Genomic DNA, 13,638 nt, shown 5'->3' with positions numbered 1-13,638 from the left:
TAATTCCAAGAATGAATGTGTGAGCTAGACTAGAAACGCGTAACACGTTTCATCATCATAACACTCAAAAACGTACAGTTATTACACAAGTTCTAAAATAACCTGTTTTGCGTTATCACCACGACGAGTCCCTAACTTCAAGATGCGAGTGTAGCCACCTTCGCGACCTTCGTAACGTTTAGCAATGTCGTTGAATAATTTTTGAACAGCTGTTTCGATAACAACATCGTCATCTTCTGCACGCACATCAGCGATGCGGTTGCGTAAAAATGCCAATGCTTCACGACGAGCTTTCAAATCACCACGTTTTGCTAACGTGATCATTTTTTCAGCAAAACGACGAACTTCTTTCGCACGTTGTTCAGTCGTTACAATCTGTTCATTGATAAATAAATCAGTCGTTAAATCACGCAATAATGCCTTGCGTTGTGAACTTGTACGTCCCAATTTACGGTAACTCATTGATTCATCCCCCTATCTTCTCTATTTTTCTTCTTCCTTCAAGGATAATCCTAAAGAAGCTAATTTTTGTTTCACTTCTTCTAATGACTTTCTACCTAAGTTACGAACTTTCATCATATCGGCTTCAGTCATATTGACTAATTCCTCAACACGGTTGATACTTGCACGTTTCAAGCAGTTGTAAGAACGTACAGAAAGATCCAACTCTTCGATGGTCATATCTAAGTTCTTCTCTGCAGGATCTTCTTTCTCAACCATAATCTCTGTTTGACTTGCTTCATTAGTCATGTCGATGAAGATCGTCAAGTGTTCGGTCAAGATTTTAGCAGCTAAACTGAGCGCTTCTTTTGGTCCAATTGTCCCATCAGTCCAAATATCAAGCGTTAGCTTATCGTACTTGTTAACTTGTCCAATACGTGTATTTTCAATTTGGTAATTAACCTTAGAAATTGGCGTGTAGATTGCGTCAACTGGAATCACACCGATAGGCATCGTTTCATCCTTGTTGTGTTCTGAACGTACGAAACCACGACCACTTTCCACATGCATAGTCATATGGAGACGAGCGCCATCAGCAACAGATGCAATGTGCAAGTCTGGGTTCATGACATCGAAGTCCGAATCAGAAATAATATCAGCCGCCGTAACTTCCTTAGGTCCAACTACATCAATTTCAATATCCTTTTCGTCAACGTCGTACAATTTCAAAGAGAGTTGCTTAATGTTGAGGACAATTTGCGTAACGTCTTCACGAACCCCTTCAATTGTAGAGAATTCATGCAAAACGTCATCAATTTGGATATATGTTACAGCAGTCCCTGGTAGTGATGATAACAACACACGACGTAAGGAATTGCCAAGTGTTGTACCATATCCACGTTCTAACGGTTCAACAACAAATTTACCAAACTTGTTGTCTTCACTTACCTCAACTGTTTCAATACTCGGTTTTTCAATCTCGATCATCTTAAGCAGTAACTCCTTTCAAAACGTGATATACCCTAAATCCTATAGCAGTCACCAAAGACGGTATCGCGTTTTGAAGACTAGACACGACGACGTTTCGGAGGACGACAACCATTGTGTGGAATTGGGGTGACGTCACGAATAGAAGTAACTTCTAATCCGGCAGCTTGTAATGCACGGATCGCAGATTCACGTCCAGAACCTGGGCCTTTAACGGTAACTTCAACGCTCTTCATACCGTTGTCGATAGCTGTTTTAGCTGCAGCTTCTGAAGACAACTGTGCTGCGTAAGGGGTAGATTTACGAGAACCCTTGAATCCCAAAGCACCAGCAGATGACCATGCAACAGCATTACCTTGTTGATCAGTAATCATAACAATGGTGTTGTTGAATGTTGAATGAATGTGAGCCACACCGTTTTCAACTCTTAATTTATTACGGCGTTTACGTGATTTATTCTTTCTTGTTTGTGCCATTGATGTTTTCCCTCCTTACTATTTAATAGAATTATTTACGTGTAGCAATTGCTTGACCACGTTTACCTTTACGCGTACGTGCGTTGTTCTTGGTGTGTTGACCACGAACAGGTAAACCACGACGGTGACGAACACCACGGTAAGAACCGATATCTTGTAAACGACGAATGTTCATGTTTACTTCACGACGCAAGTCACCTTCTACTTTGATGGTGTCAACGACGCTACGAATACGGTCTAATTCTTCGTTCGTTAAGTCACGTACACGAGTGTCTTCACTAACTTCAGCTTCAGCTAAAATCTTTTTAGCAGTGGTATTACCAATACCGTAGATGTAAGTCAATGAGATGACAACACGTTTATCACGTGGAATATCTACTCCTGCAATACGAGCCATAGATGCTTTCCTCCTATCCTTGACGTTGTTTATGTTTAGGGTTACTGCAAATAACCATTACTTTACCGTTACGACGAATGACTTTGCAATTTTCGCAAATTGGCTTAACAGAAGCTCTAACTTTCATTCTTTCTACCTCCCGATGATTACGTATTATTTAAATCGATATGTAATGCGCCCTTTTGATAAATCGTATGGGGACATTTCAACTTTCACTCGATCGCCCGGAAGGATACGAATGTAATTCACACGAATCTTCCCGGATACATGAGCTAAAATTTCAAAACCGTTTTCCAATTCTACTTTAAACATCGCATTAGGCAGCGTTTCAGTAACGGTACCTTCGATTTCGATCATATCTTCTTTTGACAAAAGGCTACCTCCTAAGTATAAAAAGCGCCGGTATTCCCAACGATGACACGTGATAGATCTTGGTTACAGGGTTGATTAACCAGAGAAGAATAACATACTGGCGCTAATCACGCAAGTTTTGTGTGATTAGTTAGGCTTCCAATATGTCTTGAATCGCGTCAAAAACATTTTCAATGCCAATGGTACCATCGACGTTGTACAACACGTGTTGTTCGTCGTAGTAATCCAAAATCGGCGCCATTTGTTTCTTGTTAACTTCTAAACGATTCGCAACAACTTCCGGCTTATCATCATCACGTTGATGGAATTCATGACCACCACAACGATCACAAGTATTTTCTACTTTTGGTGGGTTTAAATGAATGTTATACGTTGCCTTACAGTTGTCGCAAATAATACGACCGGACAAACGTTCCTTCAACGTTTCTTCAGGAACCTGAATATTGATCACTGCATCGAGTGGTAATTCCACTGCTTTTAAGATGTCTGTCAATGCTTCAGCCTGGTTGAGCGTACGTGGGAAACCATCGAGCATGAACCCTTCGTCCCCTGTTTTGCTCAAGCGTTCCTGAACAATACCGTTTGTGATTTCATCCGGAACCAAGTTACCCGCATCCATATAAGTCTGCGCCTGACGTCCTAACTCTGTACCTTCAGACATTGCTGCTCTGAACATGTCCCCAGTAGAGATCTGTGGAATGTCAAACGCTTTTTGGATACGTTCAGCTTGTGTTCCTTTTCCGGCACCTGGTAACCCCATCAAGATAATATTACGTTTCATATTATTCTTCCTCATCTTCCAAATCTTCATCATGGATAAAGCCAACGTATTGATGTTTAATCAAACGTCCTTCAATTTGTTTATAGGTATCGAGTGCAACACCGACAACAATTAAAAGGCTCGTTCCACTTAAAGCAATATTTTGTGGCAATTCAAAGATATATGAAACAAGCAATGGCACTGTCGCAATTGCCATCAAAAATACGGAGCCGAATGTACTCAAACGGTTAAGTATTTTTGAAATATAGCGCTCAGTTGCCAATCCTGGTCGAACGCTTGGAATATATGCACCAGATTTTTGGAAGTTCTCCGCAATCCGCTCAGGATTAATCTGAATATGTGCATAGAAGAATGTAAAGAGAATGATGGTGAATGCATAAAGCGCAATCCCCGGTAATTCCTGCAAACTGAAAATTTGCAGTGCGATATTGTACCAGTTCTCGCTGCCGAACTTACCACTCAAAAGTCCCAAAATCGTCTGTGGAACCATAATCAATGAACTTGCAAAGATTACCGGAATAACCCCTGCTGAGTTGATGCTTAATGGTAAGTGTGAACGTTGCGTCGCCACATTTGCACGTTTCGAGTACAAAACAGGGATACGACGTTCCGCTTGGTTAATATAAACCACGAATGCAATCACGAATATCATCAATAGAATAAACAATGCCAATAAGCCAGTGTTTCTCATCATCTCATCGCTCGACTTGCCGAGTATTCCTTGATCGATAAATGTCATGATTTCTCGTGGCACTCTCGAAACAATACCGGCAAAAATAATCATCGATGTACCGTTACCTACACCGTTAGCTGTAATTTGATCACCGATCCAGACGGTTAGCATGGAACCGGCAGTCATAATCAAACCAATCATTAAATAAGTAGACAATCCAGGATTTGTAATTAATCCGAACTGTGCTAATGAGTTGAACCCGAGTGAAATTGCGATTGCCTGAGCAAAAGCGACAACAATCGATAAATAACGTGTCCAACTATTTAATTTACGACGACCAACTTCACCTTGCTTCGACCATTCTGTGAAGGCCGGAATGATATCCATTTGAAGCAATTGCACCACGATGGATGCCGTAATATATGGCGAAACCCCTAGCGAGAAAATAGAATAACTCGATAGGGCTCCCCCGCCAAACGTATTTAAAAGTCCGAATAAGCCTGAACTAGCTAAAGTATTGACTGCTTCAGCATTAACGAATGGCACAGTGATGTGACTCCCGATTCTGAAGAGAATCAACATCATTAATGTGAAGAATAATCGTCTTCTAATGTCCTTGTCCCGAAATGCTCCGGAAATAGTCTTGTCCCGAAATGCTCCGGAAATAGTATGGAACATTAGATCACCTCGATACTTCCCCCAACAGCCTCAATATCAGATTGAGCAGAAGCAGAGAATTTCGCTGCCTTAACTGTCAGCTTACGTTCTAAAGTTCCGTAACCTAAAACTTTGACATCGTTTTTCTCGTTCTTAATTAAACCTTTTTCAACGAAGTCAGCTGGTGCAACAGTGCTACCGTCTTCGAATACGTTCAAATCTTCAACGTTGATGATTGCGTATTCTTTACGGTTTGGTTTCGTAAAACCACGTTTTGGAATACGACGGTAAAGTGGAGTCTGTCCACCTTCGAAACCTAAACGCGTTTTACCACCAGAACGTGCCAACTGACCTTTCTGTCCGCGTCCGGAAGTCTTACCAGTTCCTGAACCAGAACCGCGTCCGAGACGTTTACGGTTTTTGCGTGATCCTTCTGCAGGTTTTAAATTGTGCAATGCCATTTATTCGCACCTCCTCAATTCAATTTACTATTTAATATCCTCAACTTCAACTAAATGTGAAATCTTCTTGATCATGCCTTCAATGGCAGCATCTTTTTGTTTTACAACCGTACGGCCAGGACGAGTAAGTCCTAAAGCTTTAGCGGTTGCGATTTGATCGTCGGGACGACCAATGAAACTGCGTTTTAAAGTAATTTTAATTTCAGCCATCTGTCAATCTCCTAACCTAACAAATCTTCAACGGATTTACCGCGTAATTCTGCAACTTGTTTTGGTGATTTCAATCCCATTAGTCCTTGAACCGTTGCACGAACCATGCTAATCGGCGTGTTAGAACCAATATTTTTAGAAGTAATGTCTGAAATACCAGCTAATTCAATGACGGCACGTACTGGACCACCAGCAGCTACCCCAGAACCTTGTTTAGCAGGCTTCAATAATACTTGACCACCGTCAAACTCACCAATAACTTCATGAGGAATGGTTGTTCCAGCACGTGGTACAGTAATTAAGTTCTTCTTGCCGTCTTCGATTGCTTTATTGATTGCAGCTGGAACTTCGGCAGCTTTACCAGTACCGAAACCAACGTGACCGTTCTTGTCACCAACTACAACTAAAGCGGCGAAACGCATACGGCGTCCACCTTTAACAACTTTAGAAACACGGTTGATCGCTACAACACGGTCTTCAAGATCGCGTTCGTTGACATTATCTTTTGTTTGTTCCAAGTTTTGAGCCATTCTACTGTCCTCCTTCTACTAGAATTTCAAACCATTTTCTCTGGCAGCGTCAGCTAATGCTTGAACACGACCATGATACTGGTAGCCCCCACGGTCAAAGACAACTTCAGAAATACCAGCTGCTTTACCGTTTTCAGCAATAGCTTTACCTACTGCTTGAGCGTTTTCTGTTTTTGTTCCAACGTTTAATTCTTTTTCATCAGAGGCACTTGCAAGCGTAACACCCGCTACGTCATCAATTAATTGCGCGTAGATGTGTTTATTTGAGCGGAATACGCTCAAGCGTGGGCACTCTGCTGTTCCGGATAAATTACGACGAATACGTCCATGACGTTTCTGACGTAACTTATTTCTATCGGCTTTACTGATCAAAATAGTCACCTCTTTATAAAATCTAACGAATAAATAATCACAATGCTGTGACTATTTACCAGTTTTACCTTCCTTACGAATAATGTGTTCGCCAACATAGTGAATACCTTTGCCTTTGTATGGTTCTGGTAAACGAGTTGAACGAATGTCAGCTGCTAACTGACCTACAGAATCTTTGTCGATTCCTTTAACGTTGATTTCTGTGTTGGAAGGAACTTCGATTTCAACGCCTTCTGGTGCTTCAAACTCAACATCGTGAGATAATCCGACGTGAAGCACTAATTTCTTACCTTGCAACTGTGCACGGTAACCAACCCCGGTAAGTTCCAATTTCTTTTCGAAACCAGAGTGTACACCTTCGATCATGTTGTTGATCAAAGCACGAGTAGTTCCGTGAAGTGCGCGGCTTTCTTTAGCATCGTTTTGACGTTCAACAGTTAAGATGTTGTCATCCAATGCAATAGTAACGACAGGACTAAAGGTACGTTCTAATTCTCCTTTAGGTCCTTTAACGCTAACTGTTGTCCCATCAATTGATACGGTTACGTCACTTGGGACTTCAATCGCTTTTAACCCTACACGACTCATTAAGCTGCTCCTTTCTGTCTTAGATGATTACCAAACGTAAGCGAGAACTTCGCCACCGATGTTTTTGGCACGAGCTTCTTTATCAGTGATTACGCCTTCAGATGTTGACACAATAGCCACACCTAAACCGTTTAATACCTTAGGCACTTCGTCACCTTTAGCATAAACACGCAAGCCTGGTTTAGAAATACGTTTGAGGTTAGTAATTACACGTTCATTGTCATTGCCGTATTTCATGAATACGCGAACGACATTTTGTTTATCGTCTTCAATAATTTCGTATCCTTTGATGTAACCTTCATCAGCTAAGATCTTAGCGATGGCAGCTTTCATCTTTGATGCAGGAACTTCAACACTAGCATGACGGGCAATGTTGGCATTGCGGATGCGAGTTAAGAAATCTGCAATTGGATCAGTCATAACCATTCTGTTTTACCCCCTTTGTTCGTTGCTGACTCTCTTACCAGCTAGCTTTTTTAACGCCTGGCAATTGTCCATCATGAGCGAGTTCACGTAGGCAAATACGGCATAAGTTAAACTTACGGTAAACAGAATGCGGACGTCCACAACGTTGGCAACGTGTGTATTCACGTGTTGAGAATTTAGCTGGACGTTGATTCTTATTGATCATTGCTTTTTTAGCCAAAATGTAAACCTCCCTATTAATTATTTACGGAACGGCATACCGAGTAACGTTAATAATTCACGCGCTTCCTCATCGTTTTCTGCCGTTGTAACAAGGACAATATCCATACCACGTACTTTGTCGACATCATCGAAGTCGATTTCCGGGAAAATCAACTGTTCACGGATACCTAAAGTGTAGTTACCGCGTCCATCGAAAGAACGTTTGCTGACACCGTGGAAGTCACGGACACGTGGTAGAGAAACGGAAATTAATTTGTCTAAGAAATCGTACATACGTTCACCACGGAGGGTTACTTTGGTACCGATTGGCATTCCTTCACGAAGACGGAAACCAGCGATAGATTTCTTAGCTTTTGTAATAACTGGTTTTTGACCGGAAATCTTAGTCAATTCTTCAACAGCATTTTCCAAGTTCTTGGAGTTAGCTACAGCATCACCAACACCCATGTTGATAACGATCTTATCAATCTTAGGTACTTGCATTGGAGAAGTGTATCCAAATTTATCGATTAATGCTGAAACAATTTCCGATTGGTATTTTTCTTGTAAGCGATTAGTCATAAGTCCAATACTCCTCCTCTCTCTTAGTCAAGGCTGTTGCCTGATTTACGAGCAACACGAATCTTCTTACCATCTTCAACTTTGATGCCGATACGTGTCTTCTCATTTGTTTCCGGATCCAAAATCTGAACATTAGAGACGTGGATCGGTGCTTCTACTTCAAGGATCCCACCTTGTGGATCGCTTTGGGAAGGGCGCTGGTGTTTCTTAACGAGATTAGCGCCTTCAACGATGACGCGATCACGTTTAGGGAAAACTTTTGTTACAGTTCCCTGGTGACCTTTATCCTTACCTGAGATAATTTCTACTTTATCACCTGTTTTAATTCGCATTTATTAGACACCCCTCTCCTATTAAATAACCTCTGAAGCTAGTGAAACGATACGCATGTAGTTGTTATCGCGCAACTCACGAGCAACAGGTCCGAAAATACGTGTCCCGCGAGGTGTCTTGTCATCACGGATGATGACACATGCGTTTTCGTCAAACTTGATATAAGAACCATCTGGACGGTGCGCACCACTCTTAGAGCGAACGACAACAGCTTTAACGACGTCGCCTTTCTTAACAACGCCACCAGGTGTAGCGCTCTTTACAGTCGCAACAATAACGTCACCGATGTTAGCGGTTTTACGACCAGAACCACCCAAGATACTGATGGTTAAAACCTCACGAGCCCCGGAATTATCTGCCACTTTTAAACGTGTCTCTGTCTGAATCATTCTATATCCTCCTTCCGGTTCTCATTAAATAATGACTGACTTCTCAACGATATCAACTAAGCGGAAATATTTATCCTTTGAGAGATGACGTGTCTCCATGATACGGACAACATCATTGATCTTAGCTTCGTTGTTTTCGTCATGTGCTTTATATTTCTTAGAATATTTAATACGTTTCCCGTATGTCGGGTGAAATTTGAACGTATCTACCTGAACCACGATTGTCTTATCCATTTTATCCGAAACAACGCGTCCTTGTAAGATACGACGTGGCTTACGTTCTTCTGCCATTTTAGTCATTCCCTCCTAACTGATTGAATTATTCTGCTAATTCTTGCTGACGCAACGCTGTCTTAATTCGTGCAATTTGTTTTTTCACTGTACGAATGCGCGCTGTGTCCTCTAATTGACCAGTAGCCAATTGGAATCGAAGATTGAATAGCTCTTGCTTGTACTCTTTTTCTTGTTTAAGCAATTCATCAGCTGAGAGATTGATTAAATCTTTAAATTTATTCATCCGATTCACCACCAATTCCACGAGTTACAAATTTCGTTCGAATAGGTAATTTGTGAGATGCCAAACGCAATGCTTCACGGGCTACCTCTTCAGAAACACCGCCGACTTCAAATAAAATCTTTCCTCGTTTTACAGGAGATACCCAACCTTCTGGAGCACCTTTACCGGAACCCATACGAACCCCGATAGCCTTAGAAGTGTAAGATTTGTGAGGGAAGATCTTGATCCAGACTTTACCGCCACGTTTCATGTAACGTGTCATTGCGATACGCGCTGCTTCAATCTGACGGTTAGTGATCCATTTAGAATCTAAGGCTTGTAAACCGTATTCACCGTAAGCAACTTCTTTGCCGCCTTTGGCTTCACCGCGCATCTTACCGCGGTGTTCACGTCTGTATTTTACACGTTTAGGTACTAACACGCTTAATCCTCCTCTTCTTGTGTCACTGTTGGAAGGACTTCACCACGGAAGATCCAAACTTTAACACCAATAATACCGTACTGAGTGTCTGCCTCAGCAAGTGCGTAATCGATATCTGCACGTAATGTATGTAAAGGAACAGTTCCTTCAACTAATGTTTCGATACGTGCCATATCTGCACCGTTCAAACGACCAGCAACCTGAATTTTAATACCTTTAGCATCTGCTTGCATTGTGCGAGAAATAGCTTGTTTCATTGCACGACGGAAAGCAACACGATTTTCCAATTGTTCAGCAATGTTTTCACCAACTAATTTAGCGCTCAATTCAGGTTTCTTCACTTCAACAACATTGATGTGTACGTTTTTACCAGTCAATGTGTTGAGGTGTTGTCTTAAGCTGTCAACTTCTTGTCCGCCACGACCGATAACCATACCTGGACGTGCAGTGTGGATGTTGACGTTTACTTTGTTAGCTGCACGTTCAATTTCAACACGTGCAACGGATGCGTCGCTCAACTTCTTGTCGATGTATGAGCGGATTTCAAGATCTTCGTTTAATACGTCAGCGTAGTCTCTTTCAGCATACCAGCGTGCATCCCAGTCTTTAATGACGCCAATACGCAAACCGCTTGGATTAATTTTTTGCCCCACTGGTTATTCCTCCTCTGCTTCTTTAACTTCGATAGTGATGTGACTCGTACGTTTGTTGATACCAGAAGCGGCACCCTTTGCACGTGGACGGTAACGTTTCATCGTTGGTCCTTCATCAGCGTAAGCTTTGCTGATGTATAAACGGGTAACATCAAGGTCAAAATTGTGTTCTGCATTAGCAATCGCCGATTTCAAAACTTTTTCGATAACCGGAGATGCTGAACGAGGTGTGTTTTCTAAGATAGCAATCGCTTCACCAACGGACTTATTACGGATCAAGTCGAGGACTAAGCGAGCTTTACGGGCTGTAATACGAACTGTCTTTGCAGTTGCGCGAGCAGTGTTAATTGCTTCTGCCATTTAATGTTTCCTCCTCTCCGATTATCTAGCTGTCGTTTTCTTATCGTCTTTAGCGTGTCCACGGAAAGTACGTGTTGGTACGAATTCACCTAATTTGTGACCTACCATATCTTCCTGGATGTATACCGGAACATGTTTACGTCCGTCGTGAACGGCAATCGTCAGCCCAATAAAATTAGGGAAGATTGTTGAACGTCGTGACCAAGTTTTAATGACTTGTTTCTTAGAAGCATCTTGTTGAGCTTCTACTTTTTTACGTAAATGTTCATCAATAAAAGGTCCTTTTTTTACACTACGACTCATTCTCTAAACTCCTTTCTTTATCAGCGCTTATTTGCTGTTACGACGACGTACGATTAACTTGTTAGAGCGTGCTTTACCCTTACGTGTCTTAACACCACGAGCAGGTTTACCCCAAGGGGTCTTCTGGTGTTTCAAACCGATTGGTGCACGACCTTCACCACCACCGTGAGGGTGATCGTTAGGGTTCATTACAGAACCACGAACAGTAGGGCGTTTACCGAGCCAACGTTTACGTCCGGCTTTACCAACGTTTACTAATTCGTGTTGTTCATTACCAACGGAACCAATTGTTGCACGCGCAGTGTTCAAGATGAAGCGTGTTTCACCAGATGATAATTTCACCAAAGTGTATTTGTTGTCATCTTCACGACCAAGCACCTGAGCACTTGTACCAGCAGCACGAACTAATTCGCCACCTTTACCAGGTTTTAATTCGATGTTGTGGATGATAGTACCAGCTGGGATGTTCTTCAACATCATTGCGTTACCGACTTTGATGTCGACAGCGTCACCAGATACGATGCGATCGCCAACTTTCAATCCACGTGGGTGAAGGATGTAGCTCTTCACACCGTCAACGTAGTGGATCAATGCGATGTTTGCTGAACGGTTTGGATCGTATTCTACTGCTTTAACGATACCTTCAACACCATCATGACGACGTTTGAAGTCAACTAAACGGTAAGCCTGTTTGTGGCCACCACCTTGGTGACGAACAGTGATACGACCCTGGTTGTTACGACCAGCGCGTTTAGATTGTGGTTGTAATAATGATTTTTCAGGTTTGGATTTTGTGATTTCTGAGAAATCGTAACCCGTCATATTACGGCGTCCGTTTGACGTCGCTTTGTATACTTTAATAGCCAAGACGATTCCTCCTATTCTTCGTTATCCTGGATTGATGGGAAAATTTCAATGCTATCACCTTCAGCTAACGTTACGATAGCTTTGCGACGACGAGCAGTTTTGCCTGTGTAACGTCCAACACGTTTGTTCTTAGCGTGAACGTTAATGATGTTTACGTTTTTCACTTTTACGTCGAAGAGTTCTTCAATTGCTTGTCTTACACGTGATTTAGACGCGTGGATAGCCACCTCGAAAGTGTACTTATCTTCATCCATAGCGTCCATACTCTTCTCAGTGATTACTGGACGAATAATGACGTCTTCTGCATGCATTATGCTAACGCCTCCTCTACATTAGAAAGTGCGGAACGCGTGATGATGACTTTTTCACTGTTTTCGAGATCGTAAACATTAACGTGATTTTCATCAACCAGCGTAGCTTGAGCTAAGTTGCGTGCGGAGCGTACGGCATTTTCGTTTTCTTTGTCGATAACAACTAATGCTTTCTTGTCAGCTCCAACAGTATCTAACAACTTCTTGAAGTCTTTTGTTTTTGGTGCGTCGAATTGCAATTCGTCAATAACGATCAATTGATCATTTGCAACTTTACGGGAAAGTGCAGAACGTAATGCTAAGCGACGGACTTTACGTGGTAATTTGTACGCGTAACTGCGTGGTGTTGGTCCGAACACGGTACCACCGCCGACCCATTGTGGTGAACGGATAGAACCTTGACGTGCACGACCAGTACCTTTCTGACGCCATGGTTTACGGCCACCACCACGAACAGCTGAACGGTTCTTAACGGCGTGCGTACCTTGACGTTTGGAAGCGCGGATCATCAAGATTGTATCAGTGATTGCATTTTCGTTTGGTTCGATTGCGAAAATGTCATCTGACAATTCAACGTTTCCTGCTTCGCTACCGGTTTGATTGAATAATTTAACTTGTACCATCGATTTTCCTCCTTTCCCGACGATTATTTAGCGCTGTTTGCCGTTTCAATAACGACTAATGATTTTTTAGATCCTGGGACATTACCCTTGATTAATAAAGCATTCTTTTCTGGAATAACTTTAACGATTTCAAGGTTTTGAACGGTGATACGTTTACCACCCATTTGTCCAGGAAGTTTCTTACCTTTGAATACGCGTCCTGGGTCAGAAGCCATACCCATTGAACCAGAAACACGGTGGTAGTGAGAACCATGAGCCATTGGTCCGCGCTGTTGGTTGTGACGTTTGATTGAGCCTTGGAAACCTTTACCTTTAGAAGTTCCCGTAACGTCTACGATATCCCCAGCTTGGAAAGTTTCTACCGTTACTTCCTGTCCTACTTCGTACTCGCCAAGCTCTACGTCGCGGATTTCCCGAATGAAGCGCTTAGGCGTCGTGTTTGCTTTCTTTACATGACCTTGTTCAGGTTGGTTAGATAATACGTCGCGTTTGTCGTCGAAACCTAACTGAATAGCTTCGTAACCATCAGTTTCGTTAGTCTTCACTTGAAGAACAACGTTAGGTGCTGCTTCAACAACAGTTACAGGAACGAGTTCCCCAGACTCTTTAAAGTACTGAGTCATACCAACCTTTTTCCCTAAGATTCCTTTAGTCATGATTACACCTCCGAATAATTTATTTTTTAATCAATTTGATTAACTAAGTTA

General features: G+C 42.1%; 28 protein-coding genes. All 28 read right to left on the bottom strand.

Annotation, left to right across the window (positions count from 1 at the left end; all coding sequences use genetic code 11):
• Positions 1–81: 81 nt before the first annotated feature.
• Positions 82–462, bottom strand: a complete 381-nt coding sequence (rplQ, locus tag ACWOEX_RS03620) for a 50S ribosomal protein L17 (RefSeq protein ID WP_455298034.1) — start codon at positions 460–462, stop codon at positions 82–84.
• A 21-nt stretch (positions 463–483) separates the two neighbouring features.
• A complete protein-coding gene (locus tag ACWOEX_RS03615; protein ID WP_455298033.1) occupies positions 484–1,428 on the bottom strand; it encodes a DNA-directed RNA polymerase subunit alpha in 945 nt (314 codons plus the stop codon).
• A gap of 80 nt (positions 1,429–1,508) precedes the next feature.
• On the bottom strand, positions 1,509–1,904 hold the full coding sequence (rpsK, locus tag ACWOEX_RS03610; RefSeq protein ID WP_455298031.1) for a 30S ribosomal protein S11: 396 nt from the start codon (positions 1,902–1,904) through the stop codon (positions 1,509–1,511).
• A 31-nt stretch (positions 1,905–1,935) separates the two neighbouring features.
• On the bottom strand, positions 1,936–2,301 hold the full coding sequence (gene rpsM / locus ACWOEX_RS03605; protein WP_455298029.1) for a 30S ribosomal protein S13: 366 nt from the start codon (positions 2,299–2,301) through the stop codon (positions 1,936–1,938).
• A gap of 13 nt (positions 2,302–2,314) precedes the next feature.
• Entirely contained in the window at positions 2,315–2,428 is a 114-nt protein-coding gene (gene rpmJ / locus ACWOEX_RS03600) for a 50S ribosomal protein L36 (protein ID WP_118991351.1), read from the bottom strand.
• A 26-nt stretch (positions 2,429–2,454) separates the two neighbouring features.
• The gene (infA, locus tag ACWOEX_RS03595; protein WP_455298171.1) at positions 2,455–2,658 is read right to left on the bottom strand and encodes a translation initiation factor IF-1; all 204 of its coding nucleotides are present in this window, start codon (positions 2,656–2,658) and stop codon (positions 2,455–2,457) included.
• 145 nt (positions 2,659–2,803) lie between these two features.
• Positions 2,804–3,454, bottom strand: a complete 651-nt coding sequence (locus ACWOEX_RS03590; protein WP_455298027.1) for an adenylate kinase — start codon at positions 3,452–3,454, stop codon at positions 2,804–2,806.
• Position 3,455: 1 nt separating this feature from the next.
• Complete coding sequence (gene secY / locus ACWOEX_RS03585; protein ID WP_455298026.1) at positions 3,456–4,805, bottom strand: preprotein translocase subunit SecY; 1,350 nt, start codon at positions 4,803–4,805, stop codon at positions 3,456–3,458.
• Positions 4,805–5,245: a 50S ribosomal protein L15 gene (gene rplO, locus ACWOEX_RS03580; protein ID WP_455298024.1), complete on the bottom strand. Its 441-nt coding sequence runs from the start codon at positions 5,243–5,245 to the stop codon at positions 4,805–4,807. Before rplO ends, secY begins: the two co-directional genes overlap by 1 nt.
• A gap of 27 nt (positions 5,246–5,272) precedes the next feature.
• Positions 5,273–5,455 (bottom strand): 50S ribosomal protein L30, encoded by a 183-nt coding sequence (rpmD, locus tag ACWOEX_RS03575; RefSeq protein WP_455298023.1) that lies wholly within the window; start codon positions 5,453–5,455, stop codon positions 5,273–5,275.
• Positions 5,456–5,466: 11 nt separating this feature from the next.
• Positions 5,467–5,985 carry a 30S ribosomal protein S5 gene (gene rpsE, locus ACWOEX_RS03570; RefSeq protein WP_455298021.1) on the bottom strand — a complete coding sequence of 173 codons (519 nt, stop codon included), beginning with the start codon at positions 5,983–5,985 and terminating at the stop codon, positions 5,467–5,469.
• Positions 5,986–6,003: 18 nt separating this feature from the next.
• Positions 6,004–6,366: a 50S ribosomal protein L18 gene (rplR, locus tag ACWOEX_RS03565; RefSeq protein ID WP_455298020.1), complete on the bottom strand. Its 363-nt coding sequence runs from the start codon at positions 6,364–6,366 to the stop codon at positions 6,004–6,006.
• 42 nt (positions 6,367–6,408) lie between these two features.
• Positions 6,409–6,945, bottom strand: a complete 537-nt coding sequence (rplF, locus tag ACWOEX_RS03560) for a 50S ribosomal protein L6 (protein WP_455298019.1) — start codon at positions 6,943–6,945, stop codon at positions 6,409–6,411.
• A 27-nt stretch (positions 6,946–6,972) separates the two neighbouring features.
• Entirely contained in the window at positions 6,973–7,371 is a 399-nt protein-coding gene (gene rpsH, locus ACWOEX_RS03555; protein ID WP_455298018.1) for a 30S ribosomal protein S8, read from the bottom strand.
• A 34-nt stretch (positions 7,372–7,405) separates the two neighbouring features.
• Positions 7,406–7,591, bottom strand: a complete 186-nt coding sequence (locus tag ACWOEX_RS03550) for a type Z 30S ribosomal protein S14 (protein WP_455298016.1) — start codon at positions 7,589–7,591, stop codon at positions 7,406–7,408.
• A gap of 20 nt (positions 7,592–7,611) precedes the next feature.
• On the bottom strand, positions 7,612–8,154 hold the full coding sequence (gene rplE / locus ACWOEX_RS03545) for a 50S ribosomal protein L5 (protein WP_455298014.1): 543 nt from the start codon (positions 8,152–8,154) through the stop codon (positions 7,612–7,614).
• Between the two features lie 23 nt (positions 8,155–8,177).
• A complete protein-coding gene (gene rplX / locus ACWOEX_RS03540) occupies positions 8,178–8,486 on the bottom strand; it encodes a 50S ribosomal protein L24 (RefSeq protein ID WP_455298012.1) in 309 nt (102 codons plus the stop codon).
• A 21-nt stretch (positions 8,487–8,507) separates the two neighbouring features.
• Positions 8,508–8,876: a 50S ribosomal protein L14 gene (gene rplN, locus ACWOEX_RS03535; protein ID WP_455298010.1), complete on the bottom strand. Its 369-nt coding sequence runs from the start codon at positions 8,874–8,876 to the stop codon at positions 8,508–8,510.
• A 24-nt stretch (positions 8,877–8,900) separates the two neighbouring features.
• The gene (rpsQ, locus tag ACWOEX_RS03530; protein WP_455298008.1) at positions 8,901–9,167 is read right to left on the bottom strand and encodes a 30S ribosomal protein S17; all 267 of its coding nucleotides are present in this window, start codon (positions 9,165–9,167) and stop codon (positions 8,901–8,903) included.
• Positions 9,168–9,195: 28 nt separating this feature from the next.
• A complete protein-coding gene (rpmC, locus tag ACWOEX_RS03525) occupies positions 9,196–9,393 on the bottom strand; it encodes a 50S ribosomal protein L29 (protein ID WP_455298007.1) in 198 nt (65 codons plus the stop codon).
• Positions 9,386–9,814, bottom strand: coding sequence for a 50S ribosomal protein L16 (gene rplP / locus ACWOEX_RS03520; protein ID WP_455298006.1), 429 nt, complete (start codon positions 9,812–9,814; stop codon positions 9,386–9,388). The genes rpmC and rplP overlap by 8 nt, the downstream gene beginning before the upstream one ends.
• A 2-nt stretch (positions 9,815–9,816) precedes the next feature.
• Entirely contained in the window at positions 9,817–10,467 is a 651-nt protein-coding gene (gene rpsC, locus ACWOEX_RS03515) for a 30S ribosomal protein S3 (RefSeq protein WP_455298005.1), read from the bottom strand.
• 3 nt (positions 10,468–10,470) lie between these two features.
• Positions 10,471–10,827, bottom strand: coding sequence for a 50S ribosomal protein L22 (gene rplV / locus ACWOEX_RS03510; protein WP_455298003.1), 357 nt, complete (start codon positions 10,825–10,827; stop codon positions 10,471–10,473).
• Positions 10,828–10,848: 21 nt separating this feature from the next.
• Positions 10,849–11,130, bottom strand: coding sequence for a 30S ribosomal protein S19 (gene rpsS / locus ACWOEX_RS03505; protein ID WP_455298001.1), 282 nt, complete (start codon positions 11,128–11,130; stop codon positions 10,849–10,851).
• 27 nt (positions 11,131–11,157) lie between these two features.
• On the bottom strand, positions 11,158–11,997 hold the full coding sequence (rplB, locus tag ACWOEX_RS03500; RefSeq protein WP_455298000.1) for a 50S ribosomal protein L2: 840 nt from the start codon (positions 11,995–11,997) through the stop codon (positions 11,158–11,160).
• Positions 11,998–12,008: 11 nt separating this feature from the next.
• Positions 12,009–12,308 (bottom strand): 50S ribosomal protein L23, encoded by a 300-nt coding sequence (gene rplW / locus ACWOEX_RS03495; protein WP_455297999.1) that lies wholly within the window; start codon positions 12,306–12,308, stop codon positions 12,009–12,011.
• Positions 12,308–12,931 (bottom strand): 50S ribosomal protein L4, encoded by a 624-nt coding sequence (gene rplD / locus ACWOEX_RS03490; protein WP_455297998.1) that lies wholly within the window; start codon positions 12,929–12,931, stop codon positions 12,308–12,310. Before rplD ends, rplW begins: the two co-directional genes overlap by 1 nt.
• 23 nt (positions 12,932–12,954) lie before the next feature.
• Positions 12,955–13,587 carry a 50S ribosomal protein L3 gene (gene rplC / locus ACWOEX_RS03485; RefSeq protein ID WP_455297997.1) on the bottom strand — a complete coding sequence of 211 codons (633 nt, stop codon included), beginning with the start codon at positions 13,585–13,587 and terminating at the stop codon, positions 12,955–12,957.
• Between the last annotated feature and the right edge of the window lie 51 nt (positions 13,588–13,638).

This window comes from Aerococcus vaginalis (assembly GCF_053762225.1).
This window is presented reverse-complemented; position numbering and strand designations above follow the sequence as displayed.

Coding starts and splice junctions, on each gene's coding strand:
- rplQ (WP_455298034.1), bottom strand. CDS start 462: ATGAGTTACCGTAAATTGGGACGTACAAGTTCACAACGCAAGGCATTA.
- ACWOEX_RS03615 (WP_455298033.1), bottom strand. CDS start 1,428: ATGATCGAGATTGAAAAACCGAGTATTGAAACAGTTGAGGTAAGTGAA.
- rpsK (WP_455298031.1), bottom strand. CDS start 1,904: ATGGCACAAACAAGAAAGAATAAATCACGTAAACGCCGTAATAAATTA.
- rpsM (WP_455298029.1), bottom strand. CDS start 2,301: ATGGCTCGTATTGCAGGAGTAGATATTCCACGTGATAAACGTGTTGTC.
- rpmJ (WP_118991351.1), bottom strand. CDS start 2,428: ATGAAAGTTAGAGCTTCTGTTAAGCCAATTTGCGAAAATTGCAAAGTC.
- infA (WP_455298171.1), bottom strand. CDS start 2,658: ATGATCGAAATCGAAGGTACCGTTACTGAAACGCTGCCTAATGCGATG.
- ACWOEX_RS03590 (WP_455298027.1), bottom strand. CDS start 3,454: ATGAAACGTAATATTATCTTGATGGGGTTACCAGGTGCCGGAAAAGGA.
- secY (WP_455298026.1), bottom strand. CDS start 4,805: ATGTTCCATACTATTTCCGGAGCATTTCGGGACAAGACTATTTCCGGA.
- rplO (WP_455298024.1), bottom strand. CDS start 5,245: ATGGCATTGCACAATTTAAAACCTGCAGAAGGATCACGCAAAAACCGT.
- rpmD (WP_455298023.1), bottom strand. CDS start 5,455: ATGGCTGAAATTAAAATTACTTTAAAACGCAGTTTCATTGGTCGTCCC.
- rpsE (WP_455298021.1), bottom strand. CDS start 5,985: ATGGCTCAAAACTTGGAACAAACAAAAGATAATGTCAACGAACGCGAT.
- rplF (WP_455298019.1), bottom strand. CDS start 6,945: ATGAGTCGTGTAGGGTTAAAAGCGATTGAAGTCCCAAGTGACGTAACC.
- rpsH (WP_455298018.1), bottom strand. CDS start 7,371: ATGGTTATGACTGATCCAATTGCAGATTTCTTAACTCGCATCCGCAAT.
- rplE (WP_455298014.1), bottom strand. CDS start 8,154: ATGACTAATCGCTTACAAGAAAAATACCAATCGGAAATTGTTTCAGCA.
- rplX (WP_455298012.1), bottom strand. CDS start 8,486: ATGCGAATTAAAACAGGTGATAAAGTAGAAATTATCTCAGGTAAGGAT.
- rplN (WP_455298010.1), bottom strand. CDS start 8,876: ATGATTCAGACAGAGACACGTTTAAAAGTGGCAGATAATTCCGGGGCT.
- rpsQ (WP_455298008.1), bottom strand. CDS start 9,167: ATGGCAGAAGAACGTAAGCCACGTCGTATCTTACAAGGACGCGTTGTT.
- rpmC (WP_455298007.1), bottom strand. CDS start 9,393: ATGAATAAATTTAAAGATTTAATCAATCTCTCAGCTGATGAATTGCTT.
- rplV (WP_455298003.1), bottom strand. CDS start 10,827: ATGGCAGAAGCAATTAACACTGCTCGCGCAACTGCAAAGACAGTTCGT.
- rpsS (WP_455298001.1), bottom strand. CDS start 11,130: ATGAGTCGTAGTGTAAAAAAAGGACCTTTTATTGATGAACATTTACGT.
- rplW (WP_455297999.1), bottom strand. CDS start 12,308: ATGCATGCAGAAGACGTCATTATTCGTCCAGTAATCACTGAGAAGAGT.
- rplD (WP_455297998.1), bottom strand. CDS start 12,931: ATGGTACAAGTTAAATTATTCAATCAAACCGGTAGCGAAGCAGGAAAC.
- rplC (WP_455297997.1), bottom strand. CDS start 13,587: ATGACTAAAGGAATCTTAGGGAAAAAGGTTGGTATGACTCAGTACTTT.